This is a genomic window from Brucella daejeonensis, assembly GCF_014199265.1.
In the GTDB taxonomy this organism is placed as follows: domain Bacteria; phylum Pseudomonadota; class Alphaproteobacteria; order Rhizobiales; family Rhizobiaceae; genus Brucella; species Brucella daejeonensis.
Genome location: NZ_JACIJG010000005.1, coordinates 192,640 through 215,306, shown reverse-complemented (window position 1 = coordinate 215,306; position 22,667 = coordinate 192,640). Strand labels below are relative to the sequence as shown.

Here is a 22,667-nt window from a genome sequence, read left to right as displayed (position 1 = left end):
TTCGAATAAAGACGCAGAATCTCGGCTTTCAGACGAGTTTGATCGCAAGGTTGAGCCGACGGAAACAATCGGATAGGAATGCGTGACATCCATTTCGAATATGAGAAGCCCATGTCTGCTCCAAGGTCCATCATTGTCTTTGATCTCGACGGCACGCTCGTTGACACGGCGCCGGACCTTCTCGACAGCCTCAATCACTGTCTAGCCATATCCGGTCTCAAGACCGCTGATCGTGAATCGTTGCGGAAATTTGTCGGCCAAGGAGGCCGGGTCATGATCGAACGCGCTTTTGCCGCACAGCAAAAGCAGGTCGAAGAAGCCCAGCTTGATCGTCTGGTGGAAGAGTTCCGCGAACATTACGCCGCCCATATGCCGGGAAATTCGACGTTCTATCCGGGTGTTCTGGCCGCAATGGACCGCTTTTCAGCACGTGGCTACGAACTGGCCGTGTGCACAAACAAGTTCGAAACCCTTTCGGTCAATCTTTTGACCGCAATGGGTGAAGCAAGGCGCTTTGCCGCCATTTGCGGTGCGGATACCTTTCCCTATCGCAAGCCCGATCCACGCCACCTGACCGAAACCATTGCCCGCGCTGGCGGCCATCGCGACCGGGCGCTCATGGTCGGAGACAGCCGTACCGATATCGATACGGCGAAAGCAGCCGGCATTCCAGTGGTCGCCGTCGATTTCGGCTATACCGATCTGCCCGTGCAGCATTACGATCCAAGCCGTGTTATTTCGCATTATGATGAGTTCACACTCGAAATGGCCGAACAGCTCATCGATGCGGTCGCCGACCCCGTATAGACGAAGAGAAGATAGATGATTATGCCACGTTTTCTTATGTTTAGCGTTGCTTTTTCAGCTATCTTTCCAACAGTTCTTGCTCTCGCAAACGACCGCTCGCCGGGGCTGCCTGGTGTCCAACTACCAAAGCCGATCATATCCGCGCCGCCGCCCGCTCCCGAACCAGATCAGCCACCGGTCGAGACATGGAAAAATTTCCGCATCGGCAATACGGACGTGTCAGTTTCCGGTGACATTACTATCGACGTCGGAACCGGAAACAGCCGGATTTCGGGTCGCTAACCTTTTTTGAGCTGCGCCAGCGCCGACCAAACCACAGGAAGCTGGAGAGGCAGATCGTCGGCAATAAGCCCATGACCGAAGCGCCTCGCGGCATCGGCGTGTGTCCATACGGCCGCACAGGCCGCAGCAAAAGCAGGCATGCGTTGGGCAAGCAACCCGCATACGATACCGGCGAGCACATCGCCCGAACCCGCAGTCGCCAGCAAAGGCGTACCGTTGGCATTGATCACCGCCAATCCGCCAGGTTCGGCAATCACGGTATCAGGTCCTTTATATATAACGACCGCATTGGCACGTCCGGCGGCTTCCCGTGCCTTTTCAAGCTTGGAGAGTTCTCGCGATGCAATATCGGGAAATAGCCGCCGGAATTCTCCTTCATGCGGGGTTAACACGAGAGCTACGTCGGTTTCGCGCCGCGCGTCAAAAAGCTGCATTGGATCGTGCTCGAACGCTGTAATCCCGTCAGCATCCAGAACCAGACCATGAAGCCCTTCAACACCGCCACTTGCGAGGTGCAATGCATGTTCTCGCGCAAATGCGGGATTACCATAGCCGGGCCCCAGAACCGCAGCCGCAACCTTGCGATCACTGACGAACTGCCTGACATCCTTCAAACTTCGTGTTTCACGAACCATGATGCTGGTCAGATGCGCGGCATTTACCGCCATGGCGTCCGGCGGCGACAGAAGCGTCACCGCGCCTGCCCCGCTACGAGCGGCGGCCAGCGCTGACAGGCGTGCCGCGCCGGTCGCGTGCACCCCACCTGAAAAGACCACCGCATGTCCGCGACTATATTTATGCGCTTCCACGCCAAGGGCCGGCAGACTGCTCAGCCAGAGGTCCGGCGCATTCTCGAATGCACGAAAGCCAATCGTCGCCAATACATGATCGGGAATACCGATATCCGCAACGTGCAGAACACCGCAATGCGCCCTTCCCGGCTGCAACAGATGACCGGGCTTCTTGCGAAAAAACGTAACCGTGGCACGCGCGCTGATCGCGGTACCCAGTATGGCCCCGCTTTCGCCCGATATGCCACTCGGCAGATCAACAGCCACCACCGGTACACCCGAAGCGTTTACGGCGTCGATCGCCACAGCCTCTGCCCCATGAATTTCGCGCGATAGTCCCGCACCGAACAGCGCATCGATCACACCACCGAAACTCGCCACCGAAAACTCAGCCAGGTTCGTGACCGGCCCCTTATAGAAAAGAGACGCAAGCATCGCGTCAGAACCGCGTCTGGGCGGAGCCGACACGAAGCACATGACCTCCAGCCCGGCTTTCAGCAGAAACTGCGCCGCGACATAGCCATCACCGCCATTATTACCAGGACCGCAGAGAACCGCGATGGGCGCGTTGCGCGGAAACATGCGTTGCGCGACCTCGGCAACGACATATCCAGCGGCCAGCATCAACGAAAACCCGTCCTTGATACCGCTCTCTATCGTCCGGCTGTCGGCTTGTGCCATTTCATGCGGGGTCAGCAGTTCGTACATCGCGTATCTTTTCCAATGTCGGAAGGCCAAGTGATTAAATAGACGGCGTGGTGCCTTATGCAAGCCTGCTCGATTTTTAGGCATATTGGTTATTCTTTAGCCAGCAATATTCAGGAAATAAAACCCGTAATGCGTCGGGAGCAGAGTCCGGCTTGCATAAATACCGCTAATAGTGCCACTCTGGCCGCTGAAAACTGAAATCGGAAAAATATCGTATCGAAATCAAACTGGCACACTTTATGCTTCTCTATTGGTGAAACGGGCACGATGTCCATTTCCGAAGAAGAGCGGAGACAATTCTCTGATGAAAAAGATCGAAGCCATCATTAAGCCTTTCAAGCTGGATGAAGTGAAGGAAGCCCTTCAGGAAGTCGGCTTGCAGGGAATCACCGTCATCGAAGCCAAGGGCTTCGGACGGCAAAAAGGACATACCGAGCTTTATCGCGGCGCCGAATATGTCGTCGACTTTCTCCCCAAGGTGAAGGTTGAAGTCATCGTCGCGGATGAAACCATGGACAGTGCCATTGAAGCCATCCGCAAGGCCGCCCAGACGGGGCGCATCGGCGATGGCAAGATTTTCGTCTCCAACATTGAAGAAGTTATCCGTATCCGTACCGGTGAATCCGGCGTGGATGCAATCTGATACGACCTGCATACAACCCATCGTCGTGCAAACAGGGAATTAAAATGACGACTGCCAACGATATTCTCAAACTGATCAAAGACAACGACATCAAGTTTGTCGACCTTCGCTTTACCGATCCGAAGGGCAAGCTACAGCACGTTACGATGGATATCGGCCTCGTGGACGAAGACATGTTCGTTGACGGTGTGATGTTCGACGGTTCTTCGATCGCCGGCTGGAAGGCCATCAACGAGTCCGACATGGTTCTGATGCCGGATCCCACGACCGCTCATATCGACCCGTTCTTCGCGCAATCCACGCTTGTCATCTTCTGCGACATTCTCGACCCGATTTCGGGTGAAGCCTATGGCCGTGACCCACGCACGACCGCCAAGCGGGCCGAAGCCTACATGAAATCGCTCGGCATCGGCGACACCGTTTATGTTGGCCCGGAAGCCGAGTTCTTCGTCTTCGACGATGTGAAATACAAGGCTGACCCTTACAATACCGGCTTTAAGCTCGACTCGACCGAACTCCCGTCAAACGACGACACCGACTACGAAACAGGCAATCTCGGACACCGTCCGCGTGTCAAAGGCGGCTACTTCCCCGTTCCTCCGGTCGACAGCGCTCAGGACATGCGCTCCGAAATGCTGACCGTCCTCACCGAGATGGGTGTAACGGTTGAGAAACACCACCACGAAGTCGCTTCCGCCCAGCACGAGCTCGGCGTGAAGTTCGATACGTTGGTCCGTAATGCCGACAAGATGCAGATTTACAAGTACGTCGTGCATCAGGTCGCCAATGCCTACGGCAAGACGGCAACCTTCATGCCCAAGCCCGTCTTTGGCGATAACGGCTCGGGTATGCACGTTCACTTCTCGATCTGGAAAGACGGCAAGCCGACCTTCGCAGGCAACGAATATGCCGGCCTGTCCGAAAACTGCCTTTACTTCATTGGCGGTGTCATCAAGCACGCCAAGGCTGTGAATGCCTTCACCAACCCATCGACCAACTCGTACAAGCGCCTTGTCCCCGGCTACGAAGCACCGGTTCTTCTGGCTTACTCGGCCCGCAACCGTTCGGCCTCGTGCCGTATTCCATTCGGCTCCTCGCCGAAGTCGAAGCGTCTTGAAGTCCGCTTCCCGGACCCGGCAGCAAATCCGTATCTCTGCTTTGCGGCCCTTCTGATGGCTGGCCTCGACGGCATCAAGAACAAAATCCATCCCGGTCAGGCGATGGACAAGGATCTTTACGATCTCCCTGCCAAGGAACTGAAGAAGATTCCGACCGTCTGCGGCTCGCTTCGCGAAGCGCTCCAGTCTCTCGACAAGGATCGCGAGTTCCTGAAGGCCGGCGGTGTGTTCGATGATGACCAGATCGATTCCTTCATCGAGCTCAAGATGGCCGAAGTGATGCGTTATGAAACGACGCCACACCCGGTCGAATACGACATGTACTACTCGGTTTAAGCAACAGGCGCGGACATTCAGATGTCCGCGCTATCCTAGCAACTGATTTCAGTTACCGAGGGGAACGACGCGCAACACCTGATGATTGCGTGCAAAAAGAAACCCCGGCATTTCCGGGGTTTCTTCATTATATCAGTATCATATGATACGTTCTTCAAGCGAAGATGAAGCTACTGAATGGCTTGCAGCATTCTGGCGGCAACGGTCATTTCGGCCTCACGGATCGTGCGTCGTGCCATGGCTTCCGCATCCGATCCCCAATGTTCTATTGTCCAGTCCTCATCGACATGCGCAATGATCCAGCCATGTTCCGCTGTCACCTCACCCTTTGCGATGGCAAGCGCAATGATGGCAGACCCGGTAAGCGTGGTCATCGTATGCAATGCGGCCAGTGCGATCGGGTCTTTGAATGCAGCCAGAAGAACGCCAAAAGCGGCAATCGCTTCCCGCGGCTGTTCGACATGCATCACGCCCTCCGCGAGCGAGAAGCGAGCCCCCATCCCCTCCAGCCAGTCGATCAACGGATCCCATTGCCGGGTTTGGCGCGAAACGAGTTCCTGTGGGCTATCGGCTCGATAGCAAAGCATGTCAGTGCCGGAAAAACGCAGAATGTCCTCATATACCGCTTGAGGGTCCTGGGCGATTCCATCAAGTGCAGTATTCACAAGGCGTGTGGCCGGCATTTTCGCCGGATCGATGACCTTTTCCTGAGCGGCAAATTCGTCCGCAATCATTTGAGCAGCGGCTGATGTCGGGAGGCGCAGAAGATTACGCGCCGGTGTCTTTACCGGGCGTCCGTCCAGGTGGACAGCGAATCCGCCCTCGACTTCCACCACTTCGGCTTTTTCGTAAAAGCGCTTGGGCAATTGCGCCAACATCTGCTTTTGCGCTCGCACAATCGGGTTTTCGTCGGAAAGCTGCTTTCCTGCCTCGAGATCACTTAAAATGTCACGCATGTTTTTTCCGGTTCTATGTCACCGACATTTCGGGCGACAGCTCCATCTGGTTGAATTCTCAAAACTCCGCCGCCATGCCGTTTCAGGACTTCACCCGAACAATTTCTTTCAGCTTATCCGCCCATTTCATGCAGCAAGGCATGGAGTTCGGACGGAGCTTCCAGAATATGATGGGCACCGGCTTCTATCAGACCCTGCCTGTCATGATAGCCCCATGACACACCTGCGGCCATAGCGCCAGCATAGCGCGCCATCTGCATATCATAAACCGCATCGCCGATAACGATCGTGCGATTCGCATCTATTCCCGTTTCGGCGCAGGATTCAAGCACCATGGCGGGATGCGGCTTGGATGGGCAGTCGTCAGCCGTGCGCGTTACCATGAAATGATGACCTATGCCATGTCGTTCGAAAACCGAACGGACGCCGCGCTGCGACTTTCCGGTCACGATACCGAGGAGAAGATCGTCTCTCGCCCCCAGTTCGGTCAATAGCGGCAAAATCCCGTCATAGAGAGGTTCCTTGAAATCGGGGGCCTGCCGCAAAGTCACGAAATTTTCCTTGTAACGCTGCGTCAGCCAATGCACTTCGTCGTCCGGTTCGCGCTTCAGCAGCTTCGCTATCGCCAACGGAAGCGAGAGGCCGATAATAGAATGGGTATTCTCGATTGCTGGAGGCTCCAGACCGGCATCGGCAAAACTCGTCGCCATGCACCGATGAATGAAATCGCCGCTGTCGACCAGCGTTCCGTCACAGTCGAAAAGTACCAGTTTCATCGGGCGTTGGAGACCTTTGCCGGTTTATTGATAATCATGAGCCCGCAACCGATCAATGCGAGAGCCGCGAATATTTTCCAGCTCAAAGGCTCGTTCAGAATGGCACCGCTCAATAGCACGCCGAATGCCGGGGTGAGAAAGGCAAAATTCGACAGTTTGGATGCGGGATATCGGCGCATCATCCAGAACCACAACGGGTAAGTAAAAGCCACCACGAACATGGCCTGAAAAAGGAAGGCCGCAACGGAAAGCGCATCAGGATTACGCAGCAAGGGGCCGCTCAACGAAACGAACGGAAGCGGTACGAGAGCCGCAACTACCAACTGATAGAGAAGCGTCTTTTCCGGAGCGGTATTTGCGAGTTTGCTCCGCTTGATGACCAAGGTGGTCAGTCCCCACAGAACACCGGACACCAGCGCGATCAAATCTCCATAGAGAGCATAAGGCCCCGGTCGGCTTATGTGATCGGAGAAGACCAGGAACACGCCCAGAAATGCAACACACATACCAATGAATGCGCGGACGGACATCCGTTCACCCAGAAGAAAATGGCTGCCTATCGCCACCCAGAATGGCATGACATTCATCATGAGCGTGACGCGTCCTGCACTCGTCAGTTCCATCGCAAGGAAAATCAGAACGAATTCCGTTCCAAACAACAGCCCCGCAACAATACCTGCTTTGAGCGTGCCATCACGGCTAAACAATGGAATACGACGCCAGCAGCACCAGAGAAAGACGCACAGGCCTCCCAGGGCAGAACGGCCCGCCGCCATGAGCATGGGATTGAAACCCTGATTGCCGATCTTGATGGCAACTTGGTTCAGCCCCCAGCTAAACATGATGAACATGACCAGCATGATGGCCAGCCCATCGAACGAAACCCGTCCCTGAGACGGCCCCCCCGCTTCGCCTGACATTATTTAATCTTCCGCGTTTTCCTCGTCAAAACCCAAAAGGTTCCATGACTGCACCATATGAGGCGGCAGCGGCGCCGTCACATCGATCGTGCCTCCCGATGGATTGGGAATACGGATACGCCGTGCGTGAAGATGCAGGCGCTTCTGAATGCCGCCGGGGAATTCCCAGTTCTGATCGGCCTCGAAATATTTCGGATCGCCGATGATCGGATGACCTATATAGGCGGCATGGACACGAAGCTGGTGTGTGCGGCCTGTATAGGGTTCCATCTCCAGCCAGGTCAGGTTGTTTCCGGCCTTTTCAATGATGCGGTAATAGGAAACGGCATGATCGGAATCCGGCTCGCCATGCTGGCAGACACGCATCTTGTCGCCATCCGGCGTCTGTTCCTTGACAAGCCAGGTGGAAATCTTGTCCTCGCGCTTGCGCGGGACACCTTTCACCAATGCCCAATAGGTCTTCTTGGTATCGCGTTCGCGAAAAGCGGCAGTCAGCGCCTGTGCCGCGCCGCGTGTGCGCGCCACCACAAGGACGCCCGACGTATCGCGGTCGATACGGTGCACGAGGCGCGGCTTCTCGCCCTTCTTGTTGCGCCACGCTTCCAGCATTCCGTCAATATGGCGCACGAGGCCCGAGCCACCCTGCACCGCCAGACCAGCCGGTTTATTGAAAACGAACACCTTCGGATCTTCGTAGAGAAGCATCTGCGAAAGCACGTCGCCGTCCTGCTGATTACGGATGGTTTTGGCCGTCATGGGTCCAGATGCTTTTTCATCGACTCCAAGCGGCGGAATGCGGACTGTCTGTCCGGATTGAATACGCGTATCAGCTTTAGCGCGCGAACCGTCGATGCGAATTTGTCCCGAACGCAGGAGCTTTTGCAGATGACCGAAACCAAGGCCGGGATAATGGACCTTGAACCAGCGATCGAGCCGCATACCCGCCTCGCCTGCATCCACAATCTTCTGTTCTACACCTGCCATGAATAAACCCGATCAAAATCTCTCAACACGGCACGAACCAACGCGCCTGCCGCACCTCATCCGAAAGCGGCTGGCTGTTCGGGATGCGCTCTTAATCTGTCAATAGACGCGAGTCCCGATGATTGCTAGGGGAATTCCCGAAAACTGCTTTTCTGGTGTTCCGGCCTGACCTATATGGCGCCCGCGGAGAATTCAATTTCCAGTCTGAATCTTCACACTCGGTTACATGCGTTTTTAATTTATGGTCGATCTTGACACCCAATCGCCACTTCTAGCCGCCATCGATTATTGATAGAACATCGGGCCTATACCATTTAGTCCCGTGTAATAGAACGAGCGGGAGTGCGAAAGTGTCATTGCTCAAAATCTACTGGCGCGCCATGCAGTATCTTGCGGTCGAGAAGGCCGCAACGATCACCATGTGTGTTGCCAGTGTACTGGTCGCCCTGGTCACCCTTGCCGAACCGATTCTGTTCGGTCGGGTCATTCAGGCCATTTCCGACAAAGGTGACATCTTCTCGCCTTTGGCGATGTGGGCTGTTCTTGGCGGTTTCAATATCGTCGCCGCAGTTTTCGTTGCACGCGGAGCAGACCGGCTTGCGCATCGGCGTCGGCTTGGCGTGATGATCGACTCCTATGAGCGCATCATCACGATGCCGCTCGCCTGGCATCAGAAACGGGGCACTTCCAACGCATTGCACACGCTGATCCGTGCAACGGATTCGCTGTTCACCCTGTGGCTGGAATTCATGCGCCAGCATCTGACCACGGTTGTGGCATTGGGCACGCTTATACCGGTTGCAATGAACATGGACCTGCGCATGTCAATGGTACTGATCGTGCTTGGCGTCATCTATGTGATGATCGGTCAACTGGTCATGCGCAAGACCAAGGACGGGCAGACCGCTGTCGAAAAGCACCATCACAAGTTGTTCGAGCATGTCAGCGATACGATCAGCAACGTTTCGGTCGTCCAGAGCTATAACCGCATTGCAACCGAGACCCGGTCGCTGCGCGATTATGCCAGAAATCTGGAAACGGCACAGTTTCCGGTTCTCAATTGGTGGGCGCTGGCATCGGGCCTCAACCGCATGGCCTCGACCTTCTCGATGGTCGTCGTTCTTGTCCTTGGCGCTTACTTCGTGACCAAAGGCCAGATGCGCGTTGGTGACGTGATTGCCTTCATCGGTTTCGCACAACTGATGATCGGCCGTCTCGATCAGATCAGCGCCTTCATCAACCAGACCGTCACGGCGCGCGCCAAACTCGAAGAATTCTTTGAGATGGAAGACGCCACCGCCGACCGTCAGGAACCACAGGGTGTTACCGATCTCAAGGAAGTCAATGGCGGTATTGTCTTCGACAACGTCACCTTCGAATTCCCGAATTCGGGTCAGGGCGTCTATGACGTTTCCTTCGAAGTGAAGCCCGGTCAGACAATTGCTATCGTCGGCCCGACCGGCGCGGGCAAGACCACGCTGATCAATCTGCTTCAGCGCGTTTTCGATCCGGCGGCAGGCCGCATCCTCATCGACGGCACAGATACGCGTACCGTCAGCCGTCGTTCGCTGCGTCATGCCATCGCGACCGTGTTTCAGGATGCTGGCCTCTTCAACCGATCCGTGGAAGAAAATATCCGCATCGGTCGCGAAGATGCATCGCATGAAGATATACACGCCGCGGCAACAGCCGCTGCAGCGCACGACTTCATTCTCGCGAAGGCCAATGGTTACGACACTGTTGTCGGTGAACGCGGGTCACAATTGTCCGGCGGTGAACGCCAGCGTCTGGCGATTGCCCGCGCAATTTTGAAGGACTCGCCCATCCTCGTGCTTGACGAAGCCACCAGCGCACTCGACGTCGAGACGGAGGAAAAGGTCAAGCAGGCCGTAGACGATCTGAGCGAGAACCGCACGACCTTTATCATCGCACACCGGCTTTCAACCGTCCGCTCTGCCGATCAGGTCCTGTTCATGGACAAGGGCCATCTGGTCGAGCACGGCAGTTTCGCCGAGCTTGCCGCCCGTGGCGGACGCTTCTCCGACCTGCTGCGCGCAGGCTGTCTGGCGCTGGAGGAAACGCCTGCAAAACCCGTCGAGGCTGATAACGTAATGCCTTTCCCGGTTCGCGCCTGATTTTCCCGAAATAAAAGCCCGGCATGTGCCGGGCTTTTTCAATTCAGAGCGGTACTTCAAAACGCAACCCGTCATAAGCGGGTTCGACATGATCGGGCGTTTCGCGCATGACCGTTTCGTAATCGAGCGGAATATGCATATGGGTCAGGATCGCGCGTTTTGGCTGAAGCAGCTCAATCCATTCCAGCGCCTGCTGTAGCGAAAAATGGCTTGGGTGCAGACGATGCTGCAAAGCTCCGAGAATCAGTACATCCGCGCCGCGAATATATTGCAGGCTTTGATCAGGGAAAGCGCTGACATCGGTGCAATAGGCGACATTGCCAATACGAAATCCAAAGGATTCGATATCGCCGTGGACTTGTGAAAATGGCACGAAATGGATTTCGCCGCCCGGCCCATCGACCGAAAACGGCGTTTCAGCCTCAATATCATGCATACTCAGGATTGGCGGATAGCTCGATCCCGGAGGCGTTTCGAAACAATAGCCGAAAGCGTCATAAAGCCGGTTGCGCGTAAAGCGATTGGCATAAACATCCATCAGTCGCCGATTATCCACCACATAGGTGCGCAGATCATCGATGCCGTGAATATGATCGGCATGAGGGTGCGTATAAACCGCCGCATCGAGCGATGGAACGTTGGCATTGATCATCTGTGTTCGGAAATCCGGCCCCGTATCGATAACGACGGTCGTGTGCCTGCCGCCAGCATCGAAACGCTCGACCAGAAGTGAGGTGCGTGTGCGCCGGTTCTTCGGATTTAGCGGATCGCAATTGCCCCAATCGCCGTTGATGCGCGGCACACCGGGCGACGAACCGCAGCCCAAAATCGTGAAACGCAAGCAATCGCGGGGTGAAGTCACGCTTAAACTTCCTCTGACGGACGCGACATTTTGGAGAATAGCCGGAATGCGTTGTCGCTCGTAATCCGGGCAATCTCGTCGCTGCTCACGCCAATCGTATCGGCAAGCATGGCCGCAGTATGCTGAACAAAGGACGGCTCGTTGCGTTTGCCACGATGCGGCAGCGGCGCGAGGAACGGCGCATCGGTTTCCACCAGAAGACGATCACGCGGGACAATGGTGGCGATTTCGCGGATTTCCGGTGAGTTCCTGAAGGTCAGGATACCGGAAAAGGAAATATAGCCACCCAGTTCAACGCCCTTTTCCGCCAATGCGCGGCCAGACGAGAAACAATGCAGGATGAAAGGAAAAGCCCCTTTCGCCGTTTCCTGCTCCAGAATTTCGGCCATGTCTTCATCGGCGCTGCGGGCATGGATAACCAGCGGCAACTGCGTGCGCCTCGCAGCCTCGATATGCGTAAGAAAACCCTGACGCTGCGCCTCCGGCGGAGCATAGTCATAATGATAATCCAGTCCCGCCTCGCCAAGAGCCACGACTTTCGGATGTTCAGCAAGCCGCACGAGATCATCGGCAGTGACGTCGAGTTCCTCATGCGCATTGTTGGGATGCGTACCGACCGAGCAATAGACGTTATCGTAGGTTTCCGCGATGGCGAGAATGGTGTCGAACTTACGCACCCGCGTGGAAATCGTCACCATACGCTTGATACCAGCGTCGAGCGCCCGCTGCACGACGTCATCGCGCTCCGGTTCGAATTCGGCAAAATCCAGATGGCAGTGGGTATCGACAAGCATGGTCAAACTCAGTTCTGTTCTTCGGTTTCCACATAGCGCGGGAAGACCGGCTGCGGCGCGGGCAATTCGGCGCCGCCAACAAGACGGCTTGCCAACACATCGGCGAACTGGCGCTTATCGGCAGGGATAGCCAGAATATCGAGCAGTTTCTCCGCCGACTGCGGAATGAACGGCTGCACCATGATCCCAACACGACGGATCACTTCCGCCGTCACATAAAGCACCGTACCCATACGCGCCGGATCGGTCTTGCGCAAAGCCCAAGGCTCCTGCCCCGCAAAATAGCGGTTGGCTTCCGCGACCACGCCGAAGATCGCACCCAGCGCCAGATGCAGCGCCTGATCGGCCATGGACTTGCGCGCTGTTTCCAGCGCCGCATCGGCCTGATCGAGAATGGTCTTGTCGGCTTCGGAAAACTCGCGCGGAACCGGTACCTTGCCTTCACAATTCTTGGCGATCATCGACAGCGAACGCTGCGCCAGATTGCCGAGATCATTGGCAAGGTCGGCATTGGTACGGTTGACGATAGCGTCATGGCTGTAGCTGCCGTCCTGACCGAACGGCACTTCGCGCATCAGGAAGTAGCGCAGTTGATCCAGCCCATATTTTTCAACCAGATCGAACGGATCGATGACATTGCCGACCGACTTCGACATTTTCTCGCCGCGGTTGAACAGGAAACCATGCGCGAAAACGCGCTTCGGCAGTGGAATGCCAGCCGACATCAGAAATGCTGGCCAATAGACCGCATGGAAACGCGAAATGTCCTTGCCGATGATATGTGCATCGGCTGGCCAGTAGGCCCATTTGTCCGACGTCGTATCGGGATAGCCAAGCGCGGTAATATAATTGGTCAGCGCATCAACCCAGACATACATGACGTGCTTTTCGTCGCCCGGAACCGGAATACCCCAGTCGAACGTGGTGCGCGAAATCGACAGGTCTTTCAGGCCCGACTTCACGAAGCTCACGATTTCGTTGCGGCGCTCGGCAGGCATGATGAAGCCCGGATTCTTTTCATAAAGATCGAGCAGCTTGTCCTGATAAGCCGAAAGACGGAAGAAATAGCTTTCCTCTTCCACCCATTCGACCGGCGTGCCTTGTGGGCCGTAACGGACCCCGTCCTCACGAACCTCTGTTTCTTCCTCGCCGTAATAGGCTTCGTCGCGCACTGAATACCAGCCGGCATATCCACCCTTGTAGATATCACCGTTATCCGCCATTGCCTTCCAGATCGCCTGACTTGCCTTGTAATGACGCGCCTCAGACGTACGAATGTAATCGTCATTGGAAGCATTCATCACGTCGGCCATATGACGGAATGCCGCCGTGTTGCGATCCGCAAGCTCGCGCGGCGTAATGCCTTCCTTGCGCGCGCTTTGCAGCATCTTGATGCCGTGTTCGTCCGTGCCCGTCAGAAAGAAAACATCCTTGCCGTTCAGCCGCTGGAAGCGCGCCATGGCATCGGTCGCGATAAGTTCATAAGCGTGACCGATATGCGGCTTTCCATTCGGGTAAGCAATCGCAGTCGTGATGTAATATTTTTCGCGGCTCATTATGGACCCGGTCTTTCGATGTTTGGAAGCGCGCGCCCAAGGCAATATGAAGCGTACGCGGGAGAAAATTCGTCAGCGGTGACATACCCCATGTCAGCCGCCATGTCACGCAAGCGGAGGCTGGCCTGTACGAAAAGCACGATGGGCTTTTTCCAACAGGATCACCACGGCTTGCCGACGGTCGAGATTATAGGTTTCGGCATCCACGGTTTCACGTATGAGACCGCTCCAGAACCTCGACCAGCGGTCCGCATCCCGCAACTGTCCGGCTTCCGCATGACGACGCGCTTCCGCCGCAATCCGCCCCATCAGATGATCGCGGAACAATTCATACTGCACCTCCGAATCGCGCCCGCTCAAAACGCCGCCAAGTGCCTGCGCTTTCGGCAGGTCGAATTTCTGCGCTTCAAGAATGGAATCGACCGTACCGGAGATTTCGATACCGCCATGCGCCACGAGCAGAAGGGCTTTTCGCACGCTTCCCTCCGATTGCCGGAGCAGCGTTTCGGTAATGGCGCTGGCTTCCATTCCCACATTCGGACCAATATGCAGCAATGCCTCTTTCAGCGAGCGCTCATCGAGCGGTTTGAAACCGATGCTCTGGCAGCGCGACCGGATGGTCGGCAGCAAACGTCCTGACGAATGGGAAATGAGGATGAAGAGCGCCCGCGCTGGAGGCTCTTCCAGCGTCTTCAAAAGCGCGTTGGCCGCGCTGCGGTTCATGTCGTCAGCAGGATCGACAATCACAATCCTCCAGGCATGGTCCGAGGCCGTTCGTGTCAGAAAATGCGTAACCCGACGAATTTCCTCGACAGGAATACCCGTTTTGAATTTACCGCTCTTCTGATCGAACGGTCGATTGATATGCAATACAGCGGGATGCATTCCGCCTGCGATCTGTCGCCAGAGCGGCCTCGCAAAATCCGGGGCGGATATATGTGGCGGCGCCTCGCTGCTGTCGCCATGGGAAAGCATATGACCGGCGAGATGAAAGGCGAGCGTTGCCTTGCCAATCCCCTGAGCGCCCTCAAAAAGCAATGCATGATGCATTCGGCCTTCGCGATAAGCCTGGGCCAGAAAATCGGCGATCTGGTCATGCCCTGTCAGATAGTCGCTTGCCGACGGCTCTGGCACCCCTTCTATGGAATCGTGAGCTTTGGGAATATCGAGCTCTTCGATCATAGTGCCCTCTTTTCCTTCAGGACGAAGTCGACCTTGTCCGCGATTTCAGCAGCGATTTCGTTCTGCGAACGATCGGCATCAATGACTGTGCAACGTTCGGGTTCCGCTTCGGCTATAGCGAGGAAAGCCTGGCGCCGTGCTTCGTGAACCGCGATGTCTTCCTTCTCAAACCGATCGGCAGTTTCGCCGCCCCGCCGCTTTCCAGCGCGCAGCAGCCCTTTTTCCGCAGGAATATCCAGAATGATCGTCATATCGGGCATAGCGCCATCAATTGCGATACGCTCCACGGCGGCCATGTACGTACTGTCCAGATTGCCGGTAACACCTTGATAGACACGACTTGAATCGATGAAACGGTCGCAGAGAACCATGCGGCCCTCCTTTAGTGCCGGACGAATAAGCTCATCGACATGGTCGGCCCGCGCGGCGGCGAACAAGAGCGCTTCCATCGCGGGGCCATATTCCTCGGCACTACCGCTCAATATGACGTGCCGAACGGCCTCTGCACCGGGAGAACCGCCCGGTTCACGCGTGATGAGCGGATCGAAGCCGTCTTCGCGCAAGTGTTTTGCGAGCAATGCGATCTGTGTCGACTTGCCTGCTCCCTCACCGCCTTCAAATGTTATGAACAATCCCGACACACCGACATCCGAACGCTTGATTCATGCCCCCGGAAGGGCTTCCACAAAGTTAATATCGACCTTCAACGGCAAGGTCGAGCCTTTGATTTCACGATCACCTTTCTCGGAAACAACTCAACGAATTTTAGAATTTTCGCTAAAGGTACTTTCTCAGCCAGCCTGTAGAAAGTTCAATGGCGCTACCTCGAGCACGCTGAAAAAGGCTACCTCTTTTCACCGGTTTAGCCGTAAAAACAGGAACCTGACGAAGAACACTGCCGTTCAGCTCAAGCTGCAACATACCCACTTTCACATTATCGACAGTCGGTGCATGAAGTGGTCCGTCATAGACGATACGGGCTTTCAGTTTCTCCGGGCCATTTTTCGGCAATAACAGTTCCACGCTGTCTTTCACCATCAATGGAACATGGGAAAGAGCGCCACCAAAAACCTGCGCTTCGCCCACGATCTCGCCTTTGGGGAAAAGCTGCACGTCATTGAAGGCCGTCATTCCCCATTGAAGAAGCCGCTTTGCCTCTTCTTCCCGTTGCTTGATGCTGGCAAGGCCGCTCATTGCCAGATAAAGCCTGCGCCCGTTTCGTTCCGCCGAACCTACCAGCGCAAAACCGGACGCTTCGGTAAATCCCGTGCCCATACCGTCCGCCCCTATATCCAGTCGCAGCAAGGGGTTACGGTTACGCTGCATGATATTGTTCCAGGTAAAAGCGGGCTGGGCATAATATCTGTAATATTCAGGATGAGCGGTTCTTATATGCCTTGCAAGCTTGAGCAAATCCCGAAGCGAAACGGCTTGCCCTTCCGCAGGCAAACCCGTCGCATTCACGAATCTGGAACCGGAAAGCCCCAGTACCTGCGCCCGGTCGTTCATGCGTTTTGCGAATGCCTGTTCGCTGCCAGCCAGCCCTTCAGCGAGCACGATGGCTCCATCGTTTGCCGATTGAACGATCATGCCCTGCAAGAGGTCGGCAACCGTCGGCGCCGACTTGATACGAGCGAACATCGTCGAAGTCCCGGAAGGTGCGCCGCCCGTCCTCCAGGCGTATTCGCTTACCGTGTACGATGTTTCGAGCGTAGTTGCCCCTTTTTCCAGAGCTTCGAACACCACTTCGGCTGTCATCAGCTTGGCGAGGGAGGCCGGTGGAATTGGCACATCGGCATTCTTGGACAACAGTACCGTGCCGCTTCGATCATCGATCAGCAATACCTGCGGAGCTTTTGTCACAAAAGCCGTTTCCGCCGACGCAGCAAGACTTTCGGCCGGCATTGCACAAGCCAGAAAAAAGCCGACCGTTGCGATTCGGGTCACCGCGAAAATTCTTGAAACAAGCCCCATGCAAATCCCGTCCGGTGAGCAATATGGTGGAGCTTACGCAACGAATCCGGCCAAAATCAATACAGGCGCGGGTATCACCCTATCGTGAAAGATCAATTCAGACGAACGACGAAGGCATCTACAGCGCCCATTTTCCACGCCGCGCGCAGCAGAGCATCGTTTCCGCCCTCCTCTGCCACTGCCGTCAGCTCGTAAAACTCGCCGGTATTCGTCGGGATTTTCGTAAGCGTGAACCTGGCCGTACGTGGCAATGATTTCTGAAGGATCTTCGCTTCATTGAGCGTCTTGAAGGTGCCGAGTTCGACATACTCACCCTGTTCTTCGGCGTTCCGGCGCTTCCAGGCGCTGGAAATGGCATCATTGGTCAGGATGGCGCTGTAGGTGCGCTCTTCAGTAGAAGCAGTCATTGCAAGCCGGTCTGAAGCATAACCTGCCAAACCGCTCACGCCGGAAATATTGGCAACGCCGAAACTGGACCCCGGACGATGCGAGGGCACCGGCACATTCGCAGGCAATAGCGGTACATTCGCGCCAGACGGATCGCTATAAGCCGGATTAACGGCAAAGGGTGAATTTTCAGGCGCGGATGCCGGCACCGGCCTCGGTTCCATTGCAGGTATGGGGATGCGGGATTTCGGAGATGTAGGCGTTGGCCCATTCATTGCCATCATGACGCCCGTGGCAGGCTGACCAATTGGATCGCCACCGACAGGACGATAGGAAGCCATCAGAAACGCATCGTCATTGCCGTCAAGAGGCGCGCGTCCAACATACTCGACCTTCACATTGGCAGTGCCGTGATGCCTATAATCGAGCATTTCAGCGGCCTTCTGAGAAAGGTCTATAACCCGATCATGTTCGTACGGACCGCGATCGTTGACGCGTACAATCACAGAACTGCCATTGGCAAGATTCGTCACACGCGCATAACTTGGCAGCGGCATGGTCGGATGCGCCGCAGTCAGATGCGTCATATCGTAGACTTCACCATTCGCGGTCAAACGACCGTGGAAGGCTTCACCATACCAGGAAGCGTGGCCAACCTTGACATAGTTCTTGTCTTCCTTGGGATAATACCAACGCCCCTTTACCTTATACGGCCGACCAGTCTGGTCACGGCCGCCACCGCGCCGCAAGGGCTTTCCCTTGGAAAAGGCGACGCGGGGACTGGCCTTCACGCCGTATTTGGACTCGGCGAAATATTCTTTCGAGCGCTTCGTCTTCGACTTCGGTTGCGGTCCAGACGCGCAACCGGCCAGTGCAACAGCAATTGCCACGAATGACAATGCCGCGATAGACCCGCGTCTTTCACGCAGTTTCATTGCCTCGCCGTTGATCGGGTGTTTCAGCCCTCGTTTCAAATCCATACGCCACACGCCCATTACCCAGAGACGCAGCCGAAAACACTGACCACGCTTTTATAAATTAGTGATGTCACCGATTGATTGACGGATCATTAAAACATTCGGAATTTCGGATAGTTGAGTCGCACGGGCGTTAGTCGCAGGACCCGGCTCACCAAGCCTGCGGCATAACGGCAAATCATGCGTTTTTACCAATAATGGAACGTTTCCCGCATTCGAACGTTGTTTTAACGGCTCAAATGACCTCCGAGCCAGTCACCTAACGTCTTGGATTAAAGCCCGCTTTAAACAAAGCGGGTTCTTTTTTCCGTTGTCCACTCATCCTGCATCCAGTTCCAATAAAACAGGTTGACTGGATCAGAATGAGAACATAGCTTGCAGACGCCCTGTAAAATGCTTCAATCGTTTTCTACGGGAAACGGTCCTAACGTACTGAATGTTTTACAGATTGCGGGTATGATGTAATGGTAGCCTGTCAGCTTCCCAAGCTGAACGCGCGGGTTCGATTCCCGCTACCCGCTCCAGAAATGCCAGCATGAAACTGAGGTTTAGTAGATATTTTCCACTCCAACTTGGAGACGGAAAGTTGTGCTCTCGCGGCCTACCTTATGATCGGGCTGATCGAACCTGTAAAAGTCTGATCGATCATTGCTGCAAGTCGCGGTTCAGTTCCCGACATGACAGCTATAATCGCAAGCATGAGTATTAAAGGTGCGGCAAGAATACCGCTCCGCACTGCCGGTTCCAGAATACGTCGCGGCTTTCCGCTGCGAATGGCCTGTCGATTTTTCATGTGCTCAACAGTAATCCAACAGGCTTAATCGCGAATTAAGCAATATAGTTAATAGACGATTTTCGCGACCACAGATCAACTCCCTTTGTTGCCGCGATATATATTGACGCCAAGTTCGCGAATTTTCTTGCGTAGCGTATTGCGATTCAGGCCCAGCAGGTCAGCTGCCTTGATCTGATTTCCTCGAGTGGCCGTCAGACAGGCGAGGATAAGCGGATATTCCAGCTCGACCAGAATACGATGATAGAGCCCTGGCGGCGGCAAATCCGTGCCAAAGGAAGCAAAATAGCGCTGCAAGTTCTGCTCGACCGCCTGCGAAATGGAGATATTTTCCATGTCGTTGCTGACGACAGGAACCGCATCCGGTTTTGCCAGTTCAGCCTTGAGTTCGGTCTCGATGATTTCCGGCGCGATTTCCTCTTGTGGATAGAGCGCGGCAAGGCGTCGGACGAGATTTTCCAGTTCCCGCACATTGCCCGGCCAAGGGTAGTGACGCATCATCTCCAGACCGGCTCTGGTAATACGCTTTTCGGGAAGCCCCTCTTCCGCCGCACGCTTGAAAAAATGTCGAACGAGATCGGCCACGTCTTCGCTGCGCTCGCGCAGCGGCGGCAAACGCAACGGCACGACATTCAGCCGATAATAAAGATCTTCGCGGAAAAGCCCCTGCGCTATCAGTTGACGCAAGTCCTTGTTGGTCGCAGCAACGATGCGCACGTCAGTCTTGATTGGCGTACGCCCACCGACCGTCATATATTCGCCCTGTTGCAACACCCGCAAAAGGCGGGTTTGCGCCTCCATGGGCATATCGCCAATTTCGTCCAGAAACAGTGTGCCGCCATTGGCTTGCTCAAAACGACCGCTGGAGCGGTTTTGAGCTCCGGTGAAGGCGCCCTTTTCGTGTCCGAAAAGCTCCGATTCAATCAAATCGCGAGGAATAGCCGCCATATTGATCGCGACAAACGGCCCTTTTCGACGGCGACCATATTCATGCAAGGCGCGTGCGACGAGTTCTTTGCCCGTACCCGATTCACCTGTGACCATAACAGTCAGATCGGTCTGCATCATACGCGCAAGAAGGCGGTAAATCTCCTGCATGGCAGGCGACCTTCCGACGAGTGGCATATTGTCCGCCTGTTCGTCAGGAAGCGTCGCAACGGGCCTTTGCTTGGGTTCAGAAAGGGCGCGGCCGACGATATTGATAAGTTCAGACAGATCGAATGGCTTGGGCAGATATTCATAAGCGCCAGCCTCGGAGGCGCGGATTGCGGTCATGAATGTGTTTTGCGCGCTCATCACGACAACGGGCAGTTCCGGCCGCATTTTTTTGATACGCGGCAGTAAATCGAAGGCGTTTTCGTCCGGCATCATGACGTCGGTAATCACCAGATCCCCATCGCCCGCCGCCACCCAACGCCATAACGAAGCGGCGTTTGACGTCACACGTACATCGTAGCCCGCACGCGACAAGGCCTGGTTCAGCACCGTGCGAATGGCCGCATCATCGTCAGCCACCAATATCGTTCCAGTCGGACGTCCTGCGATCATGCATTATCTCCGGTATCGCCAGACGTAATATCTGACATTCCTGCACCCTTCCATGCGGGCATCAGCACGCGGAAAGTCGTACGAGACGGATGGCTGTCGCATTCAATGATGCCGCCATGGTCGCCAATAATTTTCGCGACCAGCGCCAGCCCCAATCCCGAGCCGTTGGTCTTGGTGGTCACGAAGGGATCGAAGAGATGCGGCAGCATATCCGGCGGCACACCTGGCCCGTTATCGTGCACGCAGAACTCCAGAGGCAGCGCAACGCGGTCGCTGGCGCCCGGCACTTGTAGGCGGATGCCGGGACGGTAGGCCGTGGACAGGACGATCTCCCCACCCTCGCGGTCGCCGACCGCTTCAGAAGCGTTCTTCAACAGATTGAGAAACACCTGCACAAGTTGATCGCGATTTGCCAGTACGGGAGGAAGCGAAGGATCATACTCCTCCACAAAGCGGATTGTGCGCGCGAATCCGTTTTTCGCAATAGCCTTTACGTGATCCAGAACCGCATGAATATTGACAGCCGTTCGCTCGATAGGGCGCTCATCCGAGAAAACTTCCATGCGGTCGACCAACGAGACGATACGGTCTGTCTCGTCGGTGATGAGGCGCGCAAGAGCACGATCCTCGTCGCTGACCACCTGTTCCAGAAGCTGCGCGGCGCCGCGAATACCCGACAGGGGATTCTTGATTTCATGAGCGAGCATGGAAGCAAGCCCTGTAACAGAACGCGCCGCGCCACGATGTGTCATCTGGCGGTCTATTTTTTCAGCCATGGTCTTTTCCTTGAAGAGGATGACCACGGCTCCAGGCAATTCTGCCACTGGAGCAACATAGATATCGACAATACGCTCCGCACCCAGACGCGGCGAGGAAACATCGACACGATATTCGTTAACCGGCATCTGGGTGGCGCGAACCTGATCGACCAATGCCAGAAGCGGACTGCCGAACGGCAGAAAGGATTCAAGCCTGTTGCGCGCCAGAATGGACGAACCGGAACGAAAAAACTGTTCAGCATCCAGATTGGCATAGGCGATATAGTTTTCGGCGCTGACCATGATAACCGGCTGGCTGATGGCATCGAGAACAACTGAGGGAATATTGCCCGTTTCCGTTCGTTCACGCATCAGGCAACCTCTTTGAGAGAGTCAACGCGAAGAGCATCTCGCGTGAATATCCGGGTCAAGGCCGCGACAACCGATCTTTTGTCGGTAAGGGTCATCACTTGCGCCTTTTCAGCGGAAGAGACAGTACCGCCCGCATGACGGTCAAGATACCAGCCGAGATGCTTGCGGGAATGGCGAACGCCTGTAACGCTACCGTAATGCTCAAGCATATCTTCGTAATGCCTTATGATATATTGAAGAATTCCCTTTCGGCAGTGCGGCGCAAAATCGCTTCCGGCGATAGCGCCAGCCAGCCACGGTTGTCCATAAGACGCGCGACCGACCATAACGGCATCCGCTCCGGAGCGGCGCAGAATCTCTTCGGCATCGCGACGGCTTGCTACATCCCCGTTGGCTACAAGCGGTATCGTCACCGCGTCGCGAACTGCTCCAATTGCATCCCAGTCAGCACAGCCTTCATAGAACTGGCAGCGCGTGCGTCCGTGGACCGTCACCATGGCGATCCCCGCATCCTCGGCACGTCTGGCAAGTTCCGGAGCATTGATGCTAGCCTCATCCCAGCCGAGCCGCATCTTGAGCGTGACCGGAACCTTGACGGCAGCAATCGTAGCTTCGACGAGGGTCATTGCATGGTCGAGATCGCGCATAAGCGCGGACCCAGAATAACCGCCTGTCACTTTCTTGGCCGGGCAGCCCATATTGATATCGATGATATCCGCGCCCTCACCTTCCGCGATCTTGGCGGCTTCGCCCATCCAGCGCGCTTCGCGTCCCGCAAGCTGCACCACATGCGTTCCCAGCCCTTCGCCGGAAAGACGCAACATGCTTTCCCTGTGGCGGTTACAAAGCTCCGCGCTCGCAACCATCTCCGAAACGACCATGCCCGCCCCCGCTTCCGCCGCACGTCTGCGAAACGGCAAATCTGAAACCCCGGACATGGGCGCCAGAAAAACGCGATTCGGAAGCGTCACACCGCCTATACTTAAAGGTTGATTGAGAAGCGTCACC

20 protein-coding genes and 1 tRNA gene are annotated in these 22,667 nt (G+C 55.6%); 6 read left to right on the top strand and 15 right to left on the bottom strand.

Annotation, left to right across the window (positions count from 1 at the left end):
• The first annotated feature begins 111 nt into the window (after positions 1-111).
• Positions 112-807, top strand: a complete 696-nt coding sequence (locus FHS76_RS08455; protein WP_183650699.1) for an HAD family hydrolase — start codon at positions 112-114, stop codon at positions 805-807.
• Positions 808-822: 15 nt separating this feature from the next.
• Positions 823-1,089 (top strand): hypothetical protein, encoded by a 267-nt coding sequence (locus FHS76_RS08450; RefSeq protein WP_183650697.1) that lies wholly within the window; start codon positions 823-825, stop codon positions 1,087-1,089.
• Here the strand turns inward: FHS76_RS08450 and FHS76_RS08445 are convergent.
• Complete coding sequence (locus FHS76_RS08445) at positions 1,086-2,588, bottom strand: NAD(P)H-hydrate dehydratase (protein WP_183650695.1); 1,503 nt, start codon at positions 2,586-2,588, stop codon at positions 1,086-1,088. The genes FHS76_RS08450 and FHS76_RS08445 overlap by 4 nt on opposite strands.
• Positions 2,589-2,892: 304 nt before the next feature.
• On the opposite strand from FHS76_RS08445, the gene FHS76_RS08440 reads away from it, so the two are divergent.
• Together FHS76_RS08440 and glnA are read left to right on the top strand one after the other, a co-directional pair.
• On the top strand, positions 2,893-3,231 hold the full coding sequence (locus tag FHS76_RS08440; protein ID WP_183650693.1) for a P-II family nitrogen regulator: 339 nt from the start codon (positions 2,893-2,895) through the stop codon (positions 3,229-3,231).
• A 44-nt stretch (positions 3,232-3,275) separates the two neighbouring features.
• Positions 3,276-4,685, top strand: coding sequence for a type I glutamate--ammonia ligase (glnA, locus tag FHS76_RS08435; protein ID WP_183650691.1), 1,410 nt, complete (start codon positions 3,276-3,278; stop codon positions 4,683-4,685).
• 170 nt (positions 4,686-4,855) lie between these two features.
• Here glnA and FHS76_RS08430 read toward each other — a convergent pair whose 3' ends face one another.
• The 4 genes from FHS76_RS08430 to FHS76_RS08415 form a co-directional block, all read right to left on the bottom strand.
• Positions 4,856-5,641 (bottom strand): ATP12 family chaperone protein, encoded by a 786-nt coding sequence (locus FHS76_RS08430; protein ID WP_183650689.1) that lies wholly within the window; start codon positions 5,639-5,641, stop codon positions 4,856-4,858.
• Between the two features lie 113 nt (positions 5,642-5,754).
• The gene (locus FHS76_RS08425) at positions 5,755-6,417 is read right to left on the bottom strand and encodes an HAD-IA family hydrolase (protein WP_183650687.1); all 663 of its coding nucleotides are present in this window, start codon (positions 6,415-6,417) and stop codon (positions 5,755-5,757) included.
• Positions 6,414-7,337: a DMT family transporter gene (locus FHS76_RS08420; RefSeq protein WP_183650684.1), complete on the bottom strand. Its 924-nt coding sequence runs from the start codon at positions 7,335-7,337 to the stop codon at positions 6,414-6,416. Before FHS76_RS08420 ends, FHS76_RS08425 begins: the two co-directional genes overlap by 4 nt.
• Before the next feature lie 3 nt (positions 7,338-7,340).
• A complete protein-coding gene (locus FHS76_RS08415) occupies positions 7,341-8,321 on the bottom strand; it encodes an RluA family pseudouridine synthase (protein ID WP_183650681.1) in 981 nt (326 codons plus the stop codon).
• A 350-nt stretch (positions 8,322-8,671) separates the two neighbouring features.
• Between FHS76_RS08415 and FHS76_RS08410 the strand changes: the two genes are divergently transcribed.
• On the top strand, positions 8,672-10,456 hold the full coding sequence (locus tag FHS76_RS08410; RefSeq protein WP_183650678.1) for a glucan ABC transporter ATP-binding protein/ permease: 1,785 nt from the start codon (positions 8,672-8,674) through the stop codon (positions 10,454-10,456).
• 43 nt (positions 10,457-10,499) lie between these two features.
• Here FHS76_RS08410 and FHS76_RS08405 read toward each other — a convergent pair whose 3' ends face one another.
• From FHS76_RS08405 to FHS76_RS08375, 7 genes are all read right to left on the bottom strand, one after another.
• Positions 10,500-11,318, bottom strand: a complete 819-nt coding sequence (locus tag FHS76_RS08405; RefSeq protein ID WP_183650676.1) for an MBL fold metallo-hydrolase — start codon at positions 11,316-11,318, stop codon at positions 10,500-10,502.
• 2 nt (positions 11,319-11,320) lie between these two features.
• On the bottom strand, positions 11,321-12,112 hold the full coding sequence (locus FHS76_RS08400; RefSeq protein WP_183650673.1) for a TatD family hydrolase: 792 nt from the start codon (positions 12,110-12,112) through the stop codon (positions 11,321-11,323).
• An 8-nt stretch (positions 12,113-12,120) separates the two neighbouring features.
• Positions 12,121-13,668 (bottom strand): methionine--tRNA ligase, encoded by a 1,548-nt coding sequence (gene metG, locus FHS76_RS08395; RefSeq protein WP_183650671.1) that lies wholly within the window; start codon positions 13,666-13,668, stop codon positions 12,121-12,123.
• Between the two features lie 105 nt (positions 13,669-13,773).
• The gene (locus FHS76_RS08390) at positions 13,774-14,850 is read right to left on the bottom strand and encodes a DNA polymerase III subunit delta' (protein ID WP_183650668.1); all 1,077 of its coding nucleotides are present in this window, start codon (positions 14,848-14,850) and stop codon (positions 13,774-13,776) included.
• Positions 14,847-15,491, bottom strand: coding sequence for a dTMP kinase (gene tmk, locus FHS76_RS08385; RefSeq protein WP_183650665.1), 645 nt, complete (start codon positions 15,489-15,491; stop codon positions 14,847-14,849). The genes FHS76_RS08390 and tmk overlap by 4 nt, the downstream gene beginning before the upstream one ends.
• A 136-nt stretch (positions 15,492-15,627) precedes the next feature.
• Positions 15,628-16,824, bottom strand: coding sequence for a D-alanyl-D-alanine carboxypeptidase family protein (locus FHS76_RS08380; RefSeq protein ID WP_183650662.1), 1,197 nt, complete (start codon positions 16,822-16,824; stop codon positions 15,628-15,630).
• Between the two features lie 92 nt (positions 16,825-16,916).
• Positions 16,917-18,191, bottom strand: a complete 1,275-nt coding sequence (locus FHS76_RS08375) for a septal ring lytic transglycosylase RlpA family protein (protein WP_183650660.1) — start codon at positions 18,189-18,191, stop codon at positions 16,917-16,919.
• Between the two features lie 447 nt (positions 18,192-18,638).
• Here FHS76_RS08375 and FHS76_RS08370 point away from each other — a divergent pair.
• Positions 18,639-18,712 (top strand) — tRNA-Gly (locus tag FHS76_RS08370).
• Positions 18,713-19,056: 344 nt separating this feature from the next.
• On the opposite strand, the gene ntrC is transcribed toward FHS76_RS08370, so the two are convergent.
• Genes ntrC through dusB form a run of 3 tightly spaced genes read right to left on the bottom strand, consistent with a single transcriptional unit; the run spans position 19,057 to position 22,666 of the window.
• Positions 19,057-20,529: a nitrogen regulation protein NR(I) gene (gene ntrC / locus FHS76_RS08365; protein WP_183650657.1), complete on the bottom strand. Its 1,473-nt coding sequence runs from the start codon at positions 20,527-20,529 to the stop codon at positions 19,057-19,059.
• Complete coding sequence (locus FHS76_RS08360) at positions 20,526-21,659, bottom strand: two-component system sensor histidine kinase NtrB (protein ID WP_183650654.1); 1,134 nt, start codon at positions 21,657-21,659, stop codon at positions 20,526-20,528. Before FHS76_RS08360 ends, ntrC begins: the two co-directional genes overlap by 4 nt.
• On the bottom strand, positions 21,659-22,666 hold the full coding sequence (gene dusB, locus FHS76_RS08355) for a tRNA dihydrouridine synthase DusB (protein ID WP_183650651.1): 1,008 nt from the start codon (positions 22,664-22,666) through the stop codon (positions 21,659-21,661). Before dusB ends, FHS76_RS08360 begins: the two co-directional genes overlap by 1 nt.
• Between the last annotated feature and the right edge of the window lies 1 nt (position 22,667).